At 65.7% G+C, this 15,600-nt stretch carries 15 protein-coding genes; 11 read left to right on the top strand and 4 right to left on the bottom strand.

What is annotated here, in order from left to right:
- The first annotated feature begins 298 nt into the window (after positions 1 to 298).
- Both AC1D02_RS02625 and AC1D02_RS02620 read left to right on the top strand, forming a co-directional pair.
- Complete coding sequence (locus AC1D02_RS02625) at positions 299 to 721, top strand: hypothetical protein (RefSeq protein ID WP_477313409.1); 423 nt, start codon at positions 299 to 301, stop codon at positions 719 to 721.
- The gene (locus AC1D02_RS02620) at positions 714 to 2,201 is read left to right on the top strand and encodes an ATPase domain-containing protein (protein WP_477313407.1); all 1,488 of its coding nucleotides are present in this window, start codon (positions 714 to 716) and stop codon (positions 2,199 to 2,201) included. Before AC1D02_RS02625 ends, AC1D02_RS02620 begins: the two co-directional genes overlap by 8 nt.
- A gap of 35 nt (positions 2,202 to 2,236) precedes the next feature.
- Here AC1D02_RS02620 and AC1D02_RS02615 read toward each other — a convergent pair whose 3' ends face one another.
- Positions 2,237 to 2,809, bottom strand: a complete 573-nt coding sequence (locus AC1D02_RS02615; RefSeq protein WP_477313405.1) for a type 1 glutamine amidotransferase domain-containing protein — start codon at positions 2,807 to 2,809, stop codon at positions 2,237 to 2,239.
- A 355-nt stretch (positions 2,810 to 3,164) separates the two neighbouring features.
- Between AC1D02_RS02615 and AC1D02_RS02610 the strand changes: the two genes are divergently transcribed.
- From AC1D02_RS02610 to AC1D02_RS02585, 6 genes are all read left to right on the top strand, one after another.
- Complete coding sequence (locus tag AC1D02_RS02610; RefSeq protein ID WP_477313403.1) at positions 3,165 to 4,496, top strand: sigma-54 dependent transcriptional regulator; 1,332 nt, start codon at positions 3,165 to 3,167, stop codon at positions 4,494 to 4,496.
- Between the two features lie 439 nt (positions 4,497 to 4,935).
- Positions 4,936 to 7,110 carry a hypothetical protein gene (locus AC1D02_RS02605; RefSeq protein WP_477313401.1) on the top strand — a complete coding sequence of 725 codons (2,175 nt, stop codon included), beginning with the start codon at positions 4,936 to 4,938 and terminating at the stop codon, positions 7,108 to 7,110.
- Between the two features lie 59 nt (positions 7,111 to 7,169).
- Positions 7,170 to 7,583, top strand: a complete 414-nt coding sequence (locus AC1D02_RS02600) for a hypothetical protein (RefSeq protein ID WP_477313399.1) — start codon at positions 7,170 to 7,172, stop codon at positions 7,581 to 7,583.
- 11 nt (positions 7,584 to 7,594) lie between these two features.
- A complete protein-coding gene (locus tag AC1D02_RS02595; RefSeq protein ID WP_477313984.1) occupies positions 7,595 to 8,266 on the top strand; it encodes a C39 family peptidase in 672 nt (223 codons plus the stop codon).
- A gap of 13 nt (positions 8,267 to 8,279) precedes the next feature.
- Positions 8,280 to 8,819 carry a hypothetical protein gene (locus AC1D02_RS02590; RefSeq protein ID WP_477313397.1) on the top strand — a complete coding sequence of 180 codons (540 nt, stop codon included), beginning with the start codon at positions 8,280 to 8,282 and terminating at the stop codon, positions 8,817 to 8,819.
- A gap of 30 nt (positions 8,820 to 8,849) precedes the next feature.
- A complete protein-coding gene (locus AC1D02_RS02585; protein ID WP_477313395.1) occupies positions 8,850 to 10,208 on the top strand; it encodes an acetate kinase in 1,359 nt (452 codons plus the stop codon).
- Between the two features lie 80 nt (positions 10,209 to 10,288).
- On the opposite strand, the gene AC1D02_RS02580 is transcribed toward AC1D02_RS02585, so the two are convergent.
- Both AC1D02_RS02580 and AC1D02_RS02575 read right to left on the bottom strand, forming a co-directional pair.
- On the bottom strand, positions 10,289 to 10,603 hold the full coding sequence (locus AC1D02_RS02580; protein ID WP_477313393.1) for a chaperone modulator CbpM: 315 nt from the start codon (positions 10,601 to 10,603) through the stop codon (positions 10,289 to 10,291).
- Positions 10,604 to 11,527: a DnaJ C-terminal domain-containing protein gene (locus tag AC1D02_RS02575; protein WP_477313391.1), complete on the bottom strand. Its 924-nt coding sequence runs from the start codon at positions 11,525 to 11,527 to the stop codon at positions 10,604 to 10,606.
- Between the two features lie 311 nt (positions 11,528 to 11,838).
- Between AC1D02_RS02575 and AC1D02_RS02570 the strand changes: the two genes are divergently transcribed.
- Together AC1D02_RS02570 and AC1D02_RS02565 are read left to right on the top strand one after the other, a co-directional pair.
- The gene (locus AC1D02_RS02570; RefSeq protein ID WP_477313389.1) at positions 11,839 to 12,486 is read left to right on the top strand and encodes a lysozyme inhibitor LprI family protein; all 648 of its coding nucleotides are present in this window, start codon (positions 11,839 to 11,841) and stop codon (positions 12,484 to 12,486) included.
- A 123-nt stretch (positions 12,487 to 12,609) separates the two neighbouring features.
- Positions 12,610 to 13,515 (top strand): c-type cytochrome, encoded by a 906-nt coding sequence (locus tag AC1D02_RS02565; RefSeq protein WP_477313387.1) that lies wholly within the window; start codon positions 12,610 to 12,612, stop codon positions 13,513 to 13,515.
- 43 nt (positions 13,516 to 13,558) lie between these two features.
- On the opposite strand, the gene AC1D02_RS02560 is transcribed toward AC1D02_RS02565, so the two are convergent.
- Positions 13,559 to 14,101, bottom strand: a complete 543-nt coding sequence (locus AC1D02_RS02560) for a PH domain-containing protein (protein ID WP_477313385.1) — start codon at positions 14,099 to 14,101, stop codon at positions 13,559 to 13,561.
- 89 nt (positions 14,102 to 14,190) lie between these two features.
- On the opposite strand from AC1D02_RS02560, the gene AC1D02_RS02555 reads away from it, so the two are divergent.
- Entirely contained in the window at positions 14,191 to 15,579 is a 1,389-nt protein-coding gene (locus AC1D02_RS02555) for an MATE family efflux transporter (RefSeq protein WP_477313383.1), read from the top strand.
- Positions 15,580 to 15,600: the final 21 nt, after the last annotated feature.

The raw sequence follows: 15,600 nt of genomic DNA, 5'->3' as shown, positions 1-15,600 counted from the left end.
GCGCAACGGCGATTTCCTGCCTTCGCCGCCACTACCGCATGGTACAGGTCCACGCGAGCAGACCCCGATTCTGATGCTCACTTCGTTCCAATGGCCGCGCCGGTCCGGACTTTCTTTCCCTCTGAGCACTTCACGCGGAACACAGCACCCGGCGCTGCAGAATCGAAGCGAGGCGATTATTCGGGCCGTTTCGCCGAGCGAAACCCCGGCGCGAAGTGCCGCGCGGCACTTCGCTTTGATTCCTGCAAGTTTAGACTTAAAATGTCTTGAATTTCGACATATACATCCGGCTAATCATATGGCAACAGACGAGGATTCACCGCGGGCCATTATCGAGCTAGCCTTGGCGCGCGATCCTGGCGCAGTCGTCGACACGAGCATCGAGTTACTCGAACTCCTGGCGAGCAGCTTGATCGGCATGATTGGCGAACAAGCGTTCGAGACCTTGCTGTTTCGTAGCGCCCATCGCGTCAACGCGGAATTTCCGTGGATGATCTTCGATCCGCGCGCGCGCCCCGCCGACCCGGAATTCCATCTGTTGCGGCGCTGCTTCGAAGGCCAGAGCCTGACGCAGGCAAGCGCTGCAAGCACACTGCTGTTCAACACCTTGATCGACATCCTCTCGACCTTGATCGGGACACACATGACCATGCTGATTCTGCAATCGGCTACGGGCCGGGCCGAAGCAATAAAAAAGAGCAAGGAGCAGGATAATGGGTAAGCGCGTAAACATCGGCAAGCTGGTCACCGGCGTGCCGGGGTTCGATGAATTGCTCGGCGGAGGCGTACCCGAGTTCTCATTCAACCTGATTGCCGGCACGCCCGGCAGCGGCAAGACCACGCTCGCGCACCAGTTGATGTTCTCCCTGGCTAACCCGGGTCGGCGCGCGCTGTTCTTCACCGTGCTCGGCGAACCACCGCTGAAAATGCTGCGCTACCAGCAGCAATTTTCGTTCTTTGATTTCGACAAGATCGAAAGTTCGATCCGCTTCGTCAACCTGGCGGCCGATATGGTGGACGGCAATTTCGACCGCGTCATGGCGCGCATCATCGACGAAGTGCAGGAATATTCGCCCAGCCTGGTATTCGTCGATTCGTTCCGCTCGGTGGTGCAATCGGCGCCGGCCAACGACCAGGGATTCGCCGACCTGCAGGTGTTCATCCAGCAGCTCGGCATGCATATGACCAGCTGGCAGGCGACCACTTTCCTGATCGGCGAATACCTTCAGCCCGATACCGAATCGGGCCCGGTGTTCACGGTGGCCGATGGCATCCTGTGGCTGTCGCAGCTGGTCCAGGGCGATTCGATGGTGCGCAAGATGCAGGTGGTCAAGATGCGCGGCGCGGCGCAGAAACTGGGGTCGCACACCTTCCGTATCGGCAGCGCCGGCATCCAGGTGTTTCCACGCGCGGTACTGCAAGAGCCCGAACAGGCCGCGCGCGCGAATGTATCCGATCACCGCATGTCGATGGGCCTGCCGGTGCTGGACGAAATGCTCGGCGGCGGCGTGCCGGAGGGCTACTCGATGCTGGTGGTCGGGCCGTCGGGATCGGGCAAGACCATCCTGGCCACCGAATTCCTCGCGGAAGGCGAGCGGCGCGGCGAGTACGGCATCATCGCCGCATTCGAGAAAAGCCCAAATCAACTGTTAAGCCAAAAGCTCACGCAGCTCGTCGAGCACGGCAAGGTCGGGATGATCAACACGCGCACGCTCGACCTGTCCATCGACGAGATCCTGCACGACCTGGTGTCGATGATCCGCAAGAACGGCGCAAGGCGCGTCGTGATCGATTCGCTGTCCGGATTCGAACTGGCGCTGTCGTCGATTTTCCGCAACGACTTCCGCGAGTCGCTGTATCGCCTGGTCGCAGTGCTGACCAACATGGGCGTGACCGTCCTGATGACGGCCGAACTGGAAGACCGTTACACAACCTTGAGCTTCAGCTCGTACGGCAACGCTTTCCTGGCCGACGCCATCATCATGCAGCGCTATGTCGAACTGGCCGGGCAGTTCCGCCGCGTGATGTCGGTGATCAAGGTGCGCGGCAGCGAGCACAGCAAAGACGTGCGCTTCTTCGACATCGTCGAGGGCCGCACACAGATCGGCGAACGGCTCACCAACTACAGCGGCGTGCTGTCGGGCCAGCCGGTGCGCCGCATCCGCGCGCCCCGCGTCAAGAAAAATTTTTACAAGCTCTGATCGAAGGGGGCAGGTCCGCGGGACCGCCCCCTCGATTACGACGACGGCCCGATGTCGGCGTCGTCCTCCGCGGCCAGTTCCTTCAGCAGCGCGTCATTGAATTTCGGCAGGTCGTCCGGCTTGCGGCTGGTGATCAGGCGGCCGTCGACCACCACCTCCTCGTCGGTCCATTCGGCGCCGGCGTTGCGCAAATCCGTTTGCAAACTGGGCCAGCTGGTCATGTGCTTCGACTTCGCCACGCCGGCGTCGATCAGGGTCCACGGGCCGTGGCAGATCGCCGCGATCGGTTTGTCGGCATCGGCAAACGCGCGGATGAAATCGATAGCCTCCGGACTCAGGCGCAGCATGTCTGGATTGGCCACGCCGCCCGGCATTACCAAGGCGTCATAGTCGTCCGCCTTCGCTTCCCCGACGTTTTTCTCCACCTTGAATTTGTCGCCTGGCGTCATGTGATTGAAGCCCTGGATATCTTCGCCGGTTTTCTTCGGCGACACCAGCGTCACTTGCGCGCCGTGCTGCTCGAGGAACTCGCGCGGCGACGTGTACTCGATTTGTTCGACGCCGTCCGTCATCAGCACGGCGATGTGCTTGCCATTCAATGTCTGCATCTTCTGCGCCATTATCGCTCCTCGTGTTCATCAATATCGATCACCATTCTCGCAGCCGATTTTAGTGCGGGTCCCGCAACGGCGGCGCGCGCATGCCGCGCATCAACGAACAGCGCGGCGCGTAAAGCTGAACAATATGCGCGGAGAATTCCTGAAGAGAACAGCCTACGAACGCATGAACATCTGCAATGAATTCCACGCGGAATGTAAGCCACTAATGGTCGTGTTTTTTTTACGACGCACACGCGCATCCTGATGATGTTGAGCATAGAATAGGCCATATGCAAAGCGGGTACTGAAGAAACTCTGCGCCTTAACAATACTGCGTCAGCAGAGATGGCAACGGAAGAATAAGATGACAGTAAAGCGGCTGATTTGCATCTCGCCGAAGGGGGGTGGCGCGGTCCGTGACAAGTGCGGCGCGTTGAGCGGCTGGGATGTGTGCACTGTATCGAATCTGCATGAAGCGAACCGCGTGCTCGAATCGCAGCGCTTCATGGTGGGACTGCTGCTCGATTTTTTCGGCATGGAACCGAACGCCGAGTGCGACCAGTTCCTGCGCCGCCACTGCGACGTGCAGTGGGTCGGCGTGATCGACCGCCAGTTGCTCGATCATGGCGAGTGGCGCGCGCTGGTCACCGACCACTTGTGCGATTTCCACACCAATCCGCTCGACCCCGCGCGCCTGCGCCACACGCTGGGCCACGCGCACGGCTGGGCCATGCTGCGCGAGCGCGCGGTGGAACAATCCGGTCCTGACGCGATCAGCACGATCCATGGACAGTCGGCCGCGATCATTACTTTGCGCGCGCAGATTCGCAAAGTCGCGCCGGTCAATGCGCCGGTATTGATCTGGGGCGAGAGCGGCAGCGGCAAGGAACTCGCGGCGCACGCGATCCACGCGCTGTCGTCACGCAAGCACGGCCCGTTCGTGCCGATCAACTGCGGCGCCCTCCCGCCGAGCCTGATCCAGTCCGAGCTGTTCGGCTACGAGCGCGGCTCGTTTACCGGCGCGCAGAAAGAGAAAGCCGGCCTGATCGAATCGGCGGCCGGCGGCACCATTTTCCTCGACGAGATCGGCGACCTGCCGAAAGAGATCCAGTCGAACCTGCTGCGCTTCCTGCAGGAGCGCACCATCACGCGCATCGGCGCCACGCGCGAAGTGAGCGTCGACGCGCGCGTCATCGCCGCCTCGCACGTGAACCTGAAACGCGCGGTGGCGCAGGGCCTGTTCCGCGAAGACCTGTACTACCGCCTGAACGTGCTGCCGATCGAAGTGCCGCCGCTGCGCGACCGCAGCGCCGACATCCCTTTGCTGGCGGCGCATTTTTTCCAGATGTATTCGGCCGAAAAAGGCGCGCACGTCAAAGGCTTTTCCAGCAAGGCGATCCGCGCGATGCAGCAGCATGATTGGCCCGGCAATGTGCGCGAGCTGATCAATTGCATCCGGCGCGCGATGGTGCTGGCCGACGGGCGCCTGATCACGCCGGCCGACCTGTCGCTGGCCGACGACGCCTTCCCCTTCCACGGCGACGCGCTGGTCGAGTCGCGCGTGCGCGCCGAGCGCGACGCCATCTGCGTCAGCCTGGCCAATGCCGGCAAGAACGTCACCCATGCCGCGCGCGATCTCGGCGTCTCGCGCATGACCTTGTACCGCCTCCTCGCCAAGCACAACATCACCGTTTGACGGCACCCCCGCGCGCCTCTTCCGACGTCACGACGGCATGCTGTCCGACGTCGCTTCGGCCACCCCTCCGACGTCCCTGTTGAGCACTTTGTGCCGAATGTTCGCGCAGATTTTTCGCGCACTGTCACGCGAACGTTACAGTTCGGACGCCGCAAAGCGCGCTGCCGATGCCTCGCGCACCTGGTCCCTACGGTCGACTGAACGATTTCTGTATCGGTTTTGCGGACACTGTCACACCAATGTGACACCTAGGCGCGGTCCCATTGGCAGACGGCATCCAATCCTACAAGCGAATTAACGCATCGGAAATTTCCGCTTGCGTTTCAACCACTTGAAGCGAGCCCATGCGCTGGCATCAAGCTTGCTACTGACCCTTCTGTCCGGGCAACGCTTCGCCGGTCGCAACTTTATCGCATCTCAATCTGGGAGGGGCTTTTCCATGAAACGAACTACAATCGCAGCGGCCATCTTGATGGCGTTCAGTCTGGCGGCGCAGGCACAAACCAACGACAATCGCAGGGGGGACAACAATACGCAGACCGCAACTGCTAACTCGGATCAGAACAATAACAAGAGCAATAACGACGTCAACAACGACAAGAGCACCGGTCAAAACAACAGCACTGGCGATGCCGCTGCCAGCGCGCGCGGTTCGGCAGCCGCCAACAATGGCAGCAACGCCTCGGTCAACAGCTCGTTCAACACTTCCAATGCCAATGTCACCAGCAACATGACTGGCAACGTCTCCGGCAACACCATCAGCGGCATCGGTAACGTCGCCAACAATACCGGTAACGCCGACGGCGGCTCCGGCAGCGGCGCGACGGGCGGAACCGGCAACGGCGGCAACACCGGCAACGCCAATGGCGGCGACGGCGGAACCGCACGCGGCGCGAATGCCGGCTCGGCCTCGAACGGCGGCGACGCCACCAGCGGCGCATCGACCTCCGGCACCACCAGGGTCGGCCAGGCGACGGCCGGCGCTGGCGGCAATGGCGGAGACGCCAGCGGCGCCACCAGCGGTCCTGCAGGAGCTGGCGGCAACGGCGGCCGCGGCGGAGCGGGCGGCGCGTCAGGCGTGAGCAGCGGTGATGGCGGCGCCTCGATGGCAGGCGGCGGCGACGGCGGCCGCTCGCGCACGGGCGATGCGACTGGCGGCACGGCAAGCGGCGGCACCAACACGGCCGGGGCGGCAAGTGCGGGCGGCGGCAATGGCGGCCGCGGCGCGGGCGGCGCCGGCAGCGGCGGCAGCGCCACCGATGGCGGCGGCGTGGGTGGATCCTCGACGGCTGGCGGCGGTGACGGCGGAGCAGCGGCCGCAACCGGCGGCAGCGGCGCACGCGGTGCGCGCGGCGGCGACGCCACCGGCGGGATGGGCGGACAGGCCGGTCCGCAGGATGGCGCAAACGGCGCCGCCTCCGGCCTGGCACGCGGCGCGAACGGCGGACGCGCCGGTAACATCGGCGACGCCAGCGGCGGCATGTCGAACGGCGGCGCTGCCAACGGCGGTGGCGGCGACGGCGGTGGCGGCGGCGCTGCCAGCGGCGCCGGCCAGTCTGCTTCGAGCAGCGCCGGCGGCGGCGCAGCCAGCAACGGCGGCGACACTGCCCGCTCGCGTGAGCGTGGCGATGGCAGCAGCACCGCCAGCACCGGCGGCACCAACAGCAGCACCGGCGGCGCCGGCACCAGCGGCGCCAACGGCAATACCGCCGGCTCCTCCACCGGCGGCAACGGCGGCGCAGGATCGGCCAACGGCGGCGGCGCCGCGGGCGGCACCGGCGGCGGGGTAGCCAACACCTCGGGCGCCGGCGGCGCAGGCGGCACGGCAACCAGCGGCGCGGGCGGCGCGGGCGGCACCCAGACCAGCACCGGCGGCGCCGGCGCATCGGGCACCGGCGGCGCAGGCGGCTCGGGCGGCGCGGGCGCAGCGGCCACTGCCAGCGGCGGCGCAGCTGCCGGCGGCACGTCGACGGCGGGTGCAGGCACCGGCGGCACGGCCACTGCGGGGGCGGGCACCGGCGGCGCAGGTTCGGGCGGCGCGGGCGCGGGCGGCACGGCGGGCGGCGGGGCCGCCAGCGGTGCGAATGCGACGGCAGGCAACGGTAGCAGCGGCGCATCGACGGGCGGCAACGGCGCGGGCGGCACCTCGACCGCCGGCAATTCCAGTGGCGGCACTTCGACCGGCGGCGCAGGTGCGGCCGGTGCAGGCGGCGGCGCAGGCGGCAGCACCGGCACGGCGTCCAACACCGGCGGCGCAGGCGCGGCGGGCGGTAACGCCAGCGGCGGCACGGCAACCGGCGGCGCCAGCACCAGCGGCAGCGCAACCGGCGGCGCCGGCGGCGCAGGCGGCAACGGCGGCAGCAATACCGCCGGCGCAGGCGGCATGGGCGGCACCAACACCGGCGGCGCAGGCGCAGGCGGCATGGGCGGCGCGGGCACTGGCGGCGCGGGCGGCAACGTCTCCAACAGCGCCGGCGTGTTCGACATGTCCAACACCATGAGCAACATCGCCACCGGCGCGGCAGGTATCACGGTCCTGAGCCAGAGCAACGGCTTCTCGAACCTGGTCCAGCAAAGCGTGAGCGTCCAGGCGAATCTCGCTGTAGGCAAGTAAGGCCCTTCGCCGTCATCCCTGCCCGGGGATGACGGCGTTTTTTCACCAAGGGGGACAAGATGCAACAACATTGCTTGCAGATGATTTTGGCGGGCGCCCTGCTCGCCGGTTTCAGCTGTAGTGGCGCCTGCCAGGCGCTGCCACCCGCACCGGCGCCCGACGCCGGACCCGCTGTCGCGGCTCCTCAACCGGCCGCACCAGAGAAGGAAACCCCGCTTGCGGTGGACGGCCTCGGCCTGCCCGCCCAGCAAGCGACGCTGGCGCGCCAACGCGGCCGCGCCGATACCGCCATCTCCAGCGCCACGCTGGGGGGAACGGTCGCCAATAACTCGGCCAACTATGTCGTCACCGGCAGCAACTATATCGACAACGGCTCGTTCGCCAACATGACGGGCATCCCGATGGTGATCCAGAACACCGGCGCCAACGTGCTGATCCAGAACGCGACGGTGATCAACTTGCAGATGAAATAGCCATGAACACGATGCGCATGACCGCGTGGCTGACGCTGGCAATGCTGTTGCCGGCGCCCGCGGCGTGGGCGATCGACTTGCCTTCGGTGGGCGGCGGCCGGATGGTGGTGCCGCTCAAGACCTGGAAGGAGGCGCGCTTCGTCGCGACGGTGCGCCAGCAGCACGATTTCAGCTGCGGCTCGGCCGCGCTGGCGACCTTGCTGACGCACCACTACAACACGCCTGTCACCGAGCAGGTGGTGTTCGAACAGATGTACAACAACGGCGACCAGGCCAAGATCCGCCAGCAAGGTTTTTCGCTGCTCGACATGCAGCGCTTCCTGGCCACCCGCGGCTTTCGCGGCGACGGCTTTCAATTACCGCTCGAAAAACTGATCGAGGCCAAGCTGCCTGCCGTGGTGCTGGTGTCCGACCACGGCTACAACCATTTCGTCGTGATCAAGGGCGCCGCCGACGGCCGCATCCTGGTGGGCGACCCGTCGAAAGGGGCGCGCGCGATTCCCGTTGAGCTGTTTCGCACCATGTGGCTGAACAAGTTATTATTTGTCATCCATGGCTACCCGGGCAACGTCGCGTTCAACCTGCCGTCCGATTGGCGCGCCGCACCGCTGGCGCCGCTGGCGCAGGCGATGACGCCGGGCACCATGATCACCCTGCCGAAGTTCGGGCCCGGCGATTTCTGATATGGAGCACTGCATGCGCACTCTTTCCTTTTCGCTCCTGCTGCTGGCGACGGCAGGCGCGGGCGCGGCCGAACCGGACCGCCTGCCCACGCTGGCCGAGCGCGCGCTCGATTTCGAACTGATCGGCAGCGCCTGTCCCGATGGCTGGGTCGCCGCCAGCGCCGACCAGCTCGACACGATGCGCGGCGGCTTCGATGGCCCCGGCGGCCTCGCCATTTCGCTCGGCATCGAGCGGCTGGTCTCGATCAACGGCGACCTGGTGTCGCGCACCAGCTTCCAGATCGCCGACATGAGCAACATCAGCGTCGACGAAGCGCGCCAGGCGCACGACGCGCTGAACTCGGTGCGGCTGGTGCAGAACGGCGCCAACAATTTCGCCGGCAGCGACGTCGCCGGCGCGCGCGGCACCTTCATCCAGAATACCCTGAGCGACCAGATGATCGGCACCCAGACCATCATCAATTCCAGCGTCAACAGCATGTCGCTGCTGAAGGACCTGAACTTCCAGGACGGCATGCGCGATGCGGCCATCCGCGCGATCGGCACCCACTGACCAATTTCGTGACCACCACCGGAGGAACTGATGCATGGAAAACTTGTTCTGGGTCTGGGAGGGGCCGGCTTGTCGGCCCTGCTGTTGTCGCCAAGCGCGCTCGGACAACAGCAAGCGCCGCAGCCGCAGCCGAAACCGGCGGCCAACCTGCAGGAGATGGAGCAGCAGCTGATCAAGATGCAGCGCGCGCTGGAGGACCAGCGCCGCCTGGTCGAGCAGCTCAGTGGCGAAGTGACGGCGCAGCGCGAACAGTTGCGCGCGTTGCAGGCGGCGCCGCGCGAGGCCCTGGCCGAGCAGCGCGGCGCCGGGGCCGGCGGCGCCGGCCAGACGCAGCCGCCGCTCACCCAGGCGCAGCAGCAGGTGCAAATGCAGGCGCAGGCGGCGGCCCAGGGCCAGCAGCCGGTCGGCAAGGCGCCCGCGCGCGACACCCGGCCGCCGGAGGTGGCGCCGCTGTTCGAGGCGCCCGGCGTGCTGACCCAGAAAGGCAAGTACGTGCTGGAGCCCTCGCTGCAGTTCGGCTATTCGTCGAGCAACCGCGTGGCCCTGGTCGGCTACACCATCATCCCGGCCCTGCTGATCGGCCTGATCGACGTGCGCGAAGTCAAGCGCAACACCTTCAGCGCGGCGCTGACCGGACGCACCGGGCTGACGAACCGGTTTGAAGTCGAACTGAAGGTGCCGTACGTGTACCGGTCCGATGCGACCGTCAGCCGCGAGCTGTTTACCGGCACCGCCAACGAGCGCGTGTTCGACACCGCCGGCAAGGCGATCGGCGACATCGAACTGGCGGCGCGCTACCAGCTCAACGACGGCGGCGCCGACAAGCCCTACTACATCGGCGGCCTGCGCTTCAAGAGCCGCACCGGACGCGACCCGTTCAGCGTGGTCACCGATTGCGTCAAGCGCTGCATCGGCGAGAACGCCACCGGCACCGGCTTGCCGCTGGACCTGCCGACCGGCTCGGGCTTCTATTCGATCCAGCCGAGCCTGACGTGGCTGTTCCCGTCCGATCCGGCGATTTTCTTCGGCACCTTCAGCTACCTGCACAGCTTCAAGCGCAGCGGCGTGTCCCGGCTGGTGCTCAACGGCGAGCGCGATCCGATCGGCGAACTGGCGCCCGGCGACGTGATCGGGTTCAACTTCGGCATGGGCCTGGCGCTGAACGACAAGGCGTCGCTGAGCCTGGGCTACGACCACAGCTCGATCGCCCGGATGAAGCAGAACGGCGCGCCGGTGCCGGGCTCGGTGCGCACGCAGCTGGGGACCTTGCTGATCGCGTATTCGTATCGGCTGAGCCCGAAGCGCACGCTGAACGTGGCGATCGGCGCCGGCGTGACGCGCGATACGCCGGACATCTCGCTGACGGTCCGGATGCCGATGAGTTTCTAGCGCGCCGCGGCCTAAGGTCTGGAGTCAGGTCCGCCGGACCCGACCCCGGGTTTGTCGACGGCGCCGTCCGAAGGCAGGACCTATTCGCCGCCCAGCACGCGCAGCCGGGCCCGCAGCCGGTGGATTTCGTCCCCCAGGTCGAGCACCAGCGCGGCGATGTCCTCGTTGGCGTCGAACGCCGACTCCACGCTCAGCAGCCGGCGCGCGCGCGCCAGGTCGTGGCTCTGGAAATGCCAGGTGCTCACTTCGACGCTGTCGCCGCTGCCGAGCACGCCGGCGCGCACGTGCCGCACCACCCAGTCCGGCTCGACCGCGCAGGCGCGCGCCAGTTCTTCCAGGCTGAGCGCGACTTCATCGACCAGCACGACGTCCAGTGGATTGCCTTGCCCCATCATCTACGCTCCTATCCGGGCGCGCGGATCGAAGGCCAGCTCGCGCGCCATGGTTTCGTATAATTTGCGCGCCTGCTCGCTGTCGGCTGGCGGCAGCACCACTTCCAGCACCAGGTACAGGTCGCCATGCGGATGGGCGGGGATGCCCCTGCCCTTCAGCCGCAGCTTGCGCCCGGTCTGCGAGCCGGCCGGCACCGTCACCTCGACTTCGCCCGCCGGCGTCGGCACCGCGATGTTCGCGCCCAGCGCCGCTTCCCACGGCGCCACCGGCACGGTTTCGTACACGTGGCTTCCCTCGACCGTGTAGCGGCGGTCCGGGTTCAGCTGAATCTCCAGGTACAGGTCGCCATTGCCGCCGCCGCCGCTGCCGGGATGGCCCTGGCCAGTCAGGCGCATCTGCTTGCCCGGCAAGATCCCCTTGGGAATCTTGACCTCGATGGTCTTCTCGGTGGTCACCACGCGGCCCGACGCGTCGTGCTGCGGCACGCGCAGGCTGACCTTGCGGGTGGCGCCGTGATAGGTGTCGTGCAGGTCGATCGCGATGGTCGCGTGCATGTCTTCGCCGCGCATCTGGAAGTGGCCGCCTCCTCCGGCGCGGCCGCGCCGTCCCACGTGCGCGAACAGGTCGGCGAAGAAATCGCTGTCCATGCCGCCGCCGGCGCCGAAGGCCGAGCCCCAGTCGGGCGGCGGCTGGAATTCCTGGCCGGCGCGGCGTCCGCTGCCGAGTTCGTCGTAGGCGGCGCGCTTTTCGGCGTCGCCCAGCACGCCGTAGGCTTCGTTGATTTCCTTGGTCTTGGTGTCGGCGTCCTTGTGCTTGCTGACGTCGGGATGGTACTTGCGCACCAGCTTGCGGTAAGCCTTCTTGATGTCGTCAGCCGAGGCGTTCTTTTCGACCCCGAGGGCCGCGTAATAATCCTTGTATTCCACGGACGGTTCCCACTGTTCTGAATGTTGTCGGATTTTGTCTATCGTACAACGGCTCTGACCCGCGCAGCGCACGGTTTCTCGCGCGGTGTTGAATCGCGCTGGCCTTTGCACACCTCGGCCACTTATTCGGCAACAAGGGGGGCTCGCAGCGCACGGCTTCCGGCATGGAAATTGCCGCCAGCGTTTAACCGTGCGGCGCAGTTAAGAATGGGCTAAGGCATCTGGCGATTATCAGACTTACAATGATCCTGGAAACGCACTATGCGGGATCCCGCTGAATGCAGCGAGATCCATAATCAAAAGGGGTGGAAATGAGAGGATTCTGTTTTTTGTTGTGCCTGGTGGTTTTTAACGCGGCGTCGGCTGCCAGTTTCGACTGCAAAAATGCCCGGACGCAGACCGAAAAATTGATTTGTTCCGATGCCGTAATCGGGAGGATGGATGAGGATCTGGCACGAACGTACGACGAGACTTTGAAGTCCTTGGACCCCGGCTACAAGAGTAAATTCATCGCCGAACAAAAATCCTGGCTTAGCCTTTCCCGCAGTTTATGCGACGATGTTTCCTGCCTGCGACGCGCTTATCAAACCCGTATCGCCTTGCTGAGAGAATGCACATCCCGATGTGCGAATATCGCGGAAATTTATGCGCTCGACGGCCAGTCCTACAACCTGCTCACGATGCGGAATGCGAATGAACGCGTTGCGTCATTTAGTAAGGAATTAATTCGGCGCAAGATGGCGCCGGTTGCAAGCTGCGAGAGCCTGGTCGACGTCGCGGTGGGCACGGCGCATGGCAATAACAGCTTCGGCGGGATCTGCAAACTCCAGCACCAGACCGCCTTTTTCATGGTGTGCGATGACGACATGATTGGCCATTTCAGCGTCATCAAAGTCGCCGGCCAGGCCACGCGACAAGGGTTAGCCGATTTCACCATCAGGAACTGTTTCGGCGGCTAGTGCCCGATTTCCCCGACGCGGATTTGCAAAAATCGCACTCTTGCCCCATTTTTAGGTTTCCGCTTCCTTGCCATGATGATAAATTGACACAACGGTCAGTTTGTTGAGGAAAGGTACTTAACAATGGTGAGCAAATGGACGAAACGAACCGGCATCGTGCTGGCGGTGCTGGCAGTGGCCGGCCTCGCCGTCGCCTTCGGCGGCAAGGCGGCAGGTGAGCGCAAGCTGGCGCGCAAGATCGCGGTGCCCGTCACGGCGGTGAGCCTGAGCACCGACCCGGCGCGCATCGAGCAGGGCCGCTACCTGTTCAGCACGCGCGGCTGCGCCGACTGCCACGGCGCCAACGGCGCGGGCAAGACGGTCATCAAGGAAGGGGCGATGCTGGTGATGTCGCCCAACATCACCTCGGGCGCCAACAGCGTCACCAGCGCCTATAAAGTCGAGGACTGGGTGCGCACCGTGCGCCACGGGGTCAAGCCGAACGGCAATCCCGTGCTGATCATGCCAAGCGAGGACTACAACCGCCTGACCGACGCGGACATGGCGTCGCTGATCGTCTACATCAAGTCGCTGCCGCCGGCGGCCGGCGCCCCGCCGGTGATCCAGCTGCCCACGGCGGTAAAAGTGCTGTACGCGTTCGGCGTGATCAAGGACGCCTCCGAGAAGATCGACCACTCGCTGCCGCCATCGACGCCGGTGGCGCCGACTGTCTCGGTCGAGCACGGCGCCTACGTCGCCAACACCTGCATGGGATGCCACGGCGCCCACCTGTCGGGCGGCAAGATCCCCGGCGCGCCGCCGACCTGGCCGGCCACCGCCAACCTGACGCCAGGCAAAGGCAGCGTGATGCCGCGCTACCCGACGCCCGAGGTGTTCATGGCGACCCTGCGCAGCGGGCGCCGGCCCGACGGCAGCGCCATCAGCGAGGTGATGCCGTTCGGCTCGCTCAAGCAGATGAGCGAGACCGACCTGCGCGCTCTGTACAGCTTCCTCAAGACGCTGCCGCCGGTCGAGGCCGGAAGGCGCTGATCGGCCCTGGGGGTCTGGTCCCGCGGACCTGACCCCGATGCTGCTAGCGCCGCTCGCGCAGCAGGCCTGCGATTTCCTCCAGTTTCGCTTCGATGCCGCGCAACGCGGCCAGTTGCGCTGTGCCGGTCGCCGCGTCCGCGGCCGGCACGGCCGGCGCATGCTTCAACGTTTCGCGCGCCGCCATGATCCGGTTGCGAAACTGCTGCGCGTCGATGATGCCGGTCAGGTGCATGTCGGACGCCTGGCCCACGCTGTGGCCGGCCGTCTCGAACTTGAGCGTGCTCAAGTGAAACCGGCGCAGGATCGGGCCTTCGACGAAGGTGACGTCCTGGATGTTTTCCAGCGGGATGGTCTTTTCGGTGCTGACCAGTATGCCTTTGCGAAAGCGCAGGCTGCGCTCGCCCAGCTGGCATTCGAGCAGGTCGAAATAATGCTGCGCCCACCAGCGGCCTACGCCCAGAAACCAGACGATCGCCAGCGGTATGCCGACGATGGTCGCCGCCATCACCAGCCCGATCCGCACCACCAGGAAAGGCTTGATCAGCGGATTGAAGCTGGCTTTGAAGGTCACTGGTTCGGTCGACACGATCACTCCGCTGGCAGTTGGAATGCAGACAGTGTATTCCAGTGAAGCAATTGCCGGTAAAATCGTTCCTTTCGCACAAAGTTTCCTCCATGTCCGCTCCGCGCCCGTCCGCCCCCGTCCTGCAAGAAATCCGCGCCATGTGGCACCTGGCCTGGCCGATGCTGGTCGGCCAGATCGCCACGGTCGGCATGGGCGTGGTCGACGTCGCCATGACCGGCCACGTCAGCGCCGAGGAACTGGCCGCCGTGTCGCTGGGCGCCTCGGTGTGGTCGATCGTGCTGGTGACGGTGATGGGCGTGGTGATGGCGATCAACACCGTGGTCGCGCACGAAGTGGGCGCCGGCAATTTCGCGCGGATTCCCCATTCGGTGCGCCAGGCGCTGTGGATGGGACTGGGGACCGGCCTGGCCGGCGCCGCGGCGCTCAATCTCGCCACCTTCCTGTTCGACCATATCGGCCTGGACGCGGCGGTCAACGCCAAGGCGTCGATGTTCGTGCACGTGATCAGCCTGGGCATGCCCGCGTTCGGCTGTTACCGCGCGCTGTACGGCTACACCACCAGCATCAACCAGACCAAGCCGGTGATGGTGATCGCGCTGGGCGGGCTGGCCTTCAACGTGATCGTCAACTGGCTGCTGGTGTTCGGCAATCTCGGCATGCCGAAGCTGGGCGCGGTCGGCTGTGCGGTCGCGACCGCCGCCGGCATGTGGCTGATGCTGGCGGCGATGATCGCCTGGATGCGCGTGGCGCCGGAGTACCGGCGCACCTTCCCGTTCACCCATTGGGAGTGGCCGAACCGGGCCGAGATCGGCAGCATGCTGCGCCTCGGCCTGCCGATCGGCGTCACCTACTTCGCCGAAGTCAGCGCATTCGGCGGGGTCGCCCTGCTGGTGGCCCGCTTTGGGGTGGTGCAGGTGTCGGCGCATCAGGTCGCGCTCAATTTCGCGTCGCTGGTGTTCATGGTGCCGCTCAGCTTCGGCATCGCGCTGATCACGCGGGTCGGCCAGTCGCTCGGCGAAAGCAATCCGCGCAAGGCGCGCTTCGTGTCGTGGGTCGGCGTGGCGATGTCGGTGGGTTTCGGCGTGCTGTCGGCGGCCTTCATCGCCGTCTTCCGCTGGCAGATCGCGCGCGCCTACACGTCCGATCCGGCGGTGCAGGAACTCTGTGTGCAGCTGCTGCTGTTCGCGGCCGTGTTCCAGCTGTCCGATTCGACCCAGGTGGCGGCGTCGAGCGCGCTGCGCGGCTACAAGGTCACGCGCGAGCCGATGATCATCCAGCTGCTGGCGTTCTGGGTGTTTTCGCTGCCGCTCGGCTACGTGCTGGGGCTGGCGCCGGCGTGGTTTCCGTTCTCGCCGCGCGAGCCGATGGCGGTGTTCGGATTCTGGATCGGGCTGGTGCTCGGGCTGACAGTGGCGGCGGTGCTGCTCACGGCGGCGCTGTACAGGCTGGCGCGGCAGCGGGTCGCCGCTTCCGCTTGAATTGGTCACGCGCCGCAGCCC

It is taken from the genome of Massilia sp. P1_C10, assembly GCF_056406475.1.
Note: the sequence above shows the minus strand (reverse complement) of the source record. Positions and strands in the feature narration are given on the sequence as shown.

What these genes read in the sequence shown, in the direction of transcription:
- AC1D02_RS02595 (WP_477313984.1), top strand. Translation starts at nt 7,595, where the DNA reads ATGCGCATGACCGCGTGGCTGACGCTGGCAATGCTGTTGCCGGCGCCC.
- AC1D02_RS02610 (WP_477313403.1), top strand. Translation starts at nt 3,165, where the DNA reads ATGACAGTAAAGCGGCTGATTTGCATCTCGCCGAAGGGGGGTGGCGCG.
- AC1D02_RS02585 (WP_477313395.1), top strand. Translation starts at nt 8,850, where the DNA reads ATGCATGGAAAACTTGTTCTGGGTCTGGGAGGGGCCGGCTTGTCGGCC.
- AC1D02_RS02625 (WP_477313409.1), top strand. Translation starts at nt 299, where the DNA reads ATGGCAACAGACGAGGATTCACCGCGGGCCATTATCGAGCTAGCCTTG.
- AC1D02_RS02570 (WP_477313389.1), top strand. Translation starts at nt 11,839, where the DNA reads ATGAGAGGATTCTGTTTTTTGTTGTGCCTGGTGGTTTTTAACGCGGCG.
- AC1D02_RS02555 (WP_477313383.1), top strand. Translation starts at nt 14,191, where the DNA reads ATGTCCGCTCCGCGCCCGTCCGCCCCCGTCCTGCAAGAAATCCGCGCC.
- AC1D02_RS02565 (WP_477313387.1), top strand. Translation starts at nt 12,610, where the DNA reads ATGGTGAGCAAATGGACGAAACGAACCGGCATCGTGCTGGCGGTGCTG.
- AC1D02_RS02600 (WP_477313399.1), top strand. Translation starts at nt 7,170, where the DNA reads ATGCAACAACATTGCTTGCAGATGATTTTGGCGGGCGCCCTGCTCGCC.
- AC1D02_RS02620 (WP_477313407.1), top strand. Translation starts at nt 714, where the DNA reads ATGGGTAAGCGCGTAAACATCGGCAAGCTGGTCACCGGCGTGCCGGGG.
- AC1D02_RS02605 (WP_477313401.1), top strand. Translation starts at nt 4,936, where the DNA reads ATGAAACGAACTACAATCGCAGCGGCCATCTTGATGGCGTTCAGTCTG.
- AC1D02_RS02590 (WP_477313397.1), top strand. Translation starts at nt 8,280, where the DNA reads ATGCGCACTCTTTCCTTTTCGCTCCTGCTGCTGGCGACGGCAGGCGCG.
- AC1D02_RS02615 (WP_477313405.1), bottom strand. Translation starts at nt 2,809, where the DNA reads ATGCAGACATTGAATGGCAAGCACATCGCCGTGCTGATGACGGACGGC.
- AC1D02_RS02580 (WP_477313393.1), bottom strand. Translation starts at nt 10,603, where the DNA reads ATGATGGGGCAAGGCAATCCACTGGACGTCGTGCTGGTCGATGAAGTC.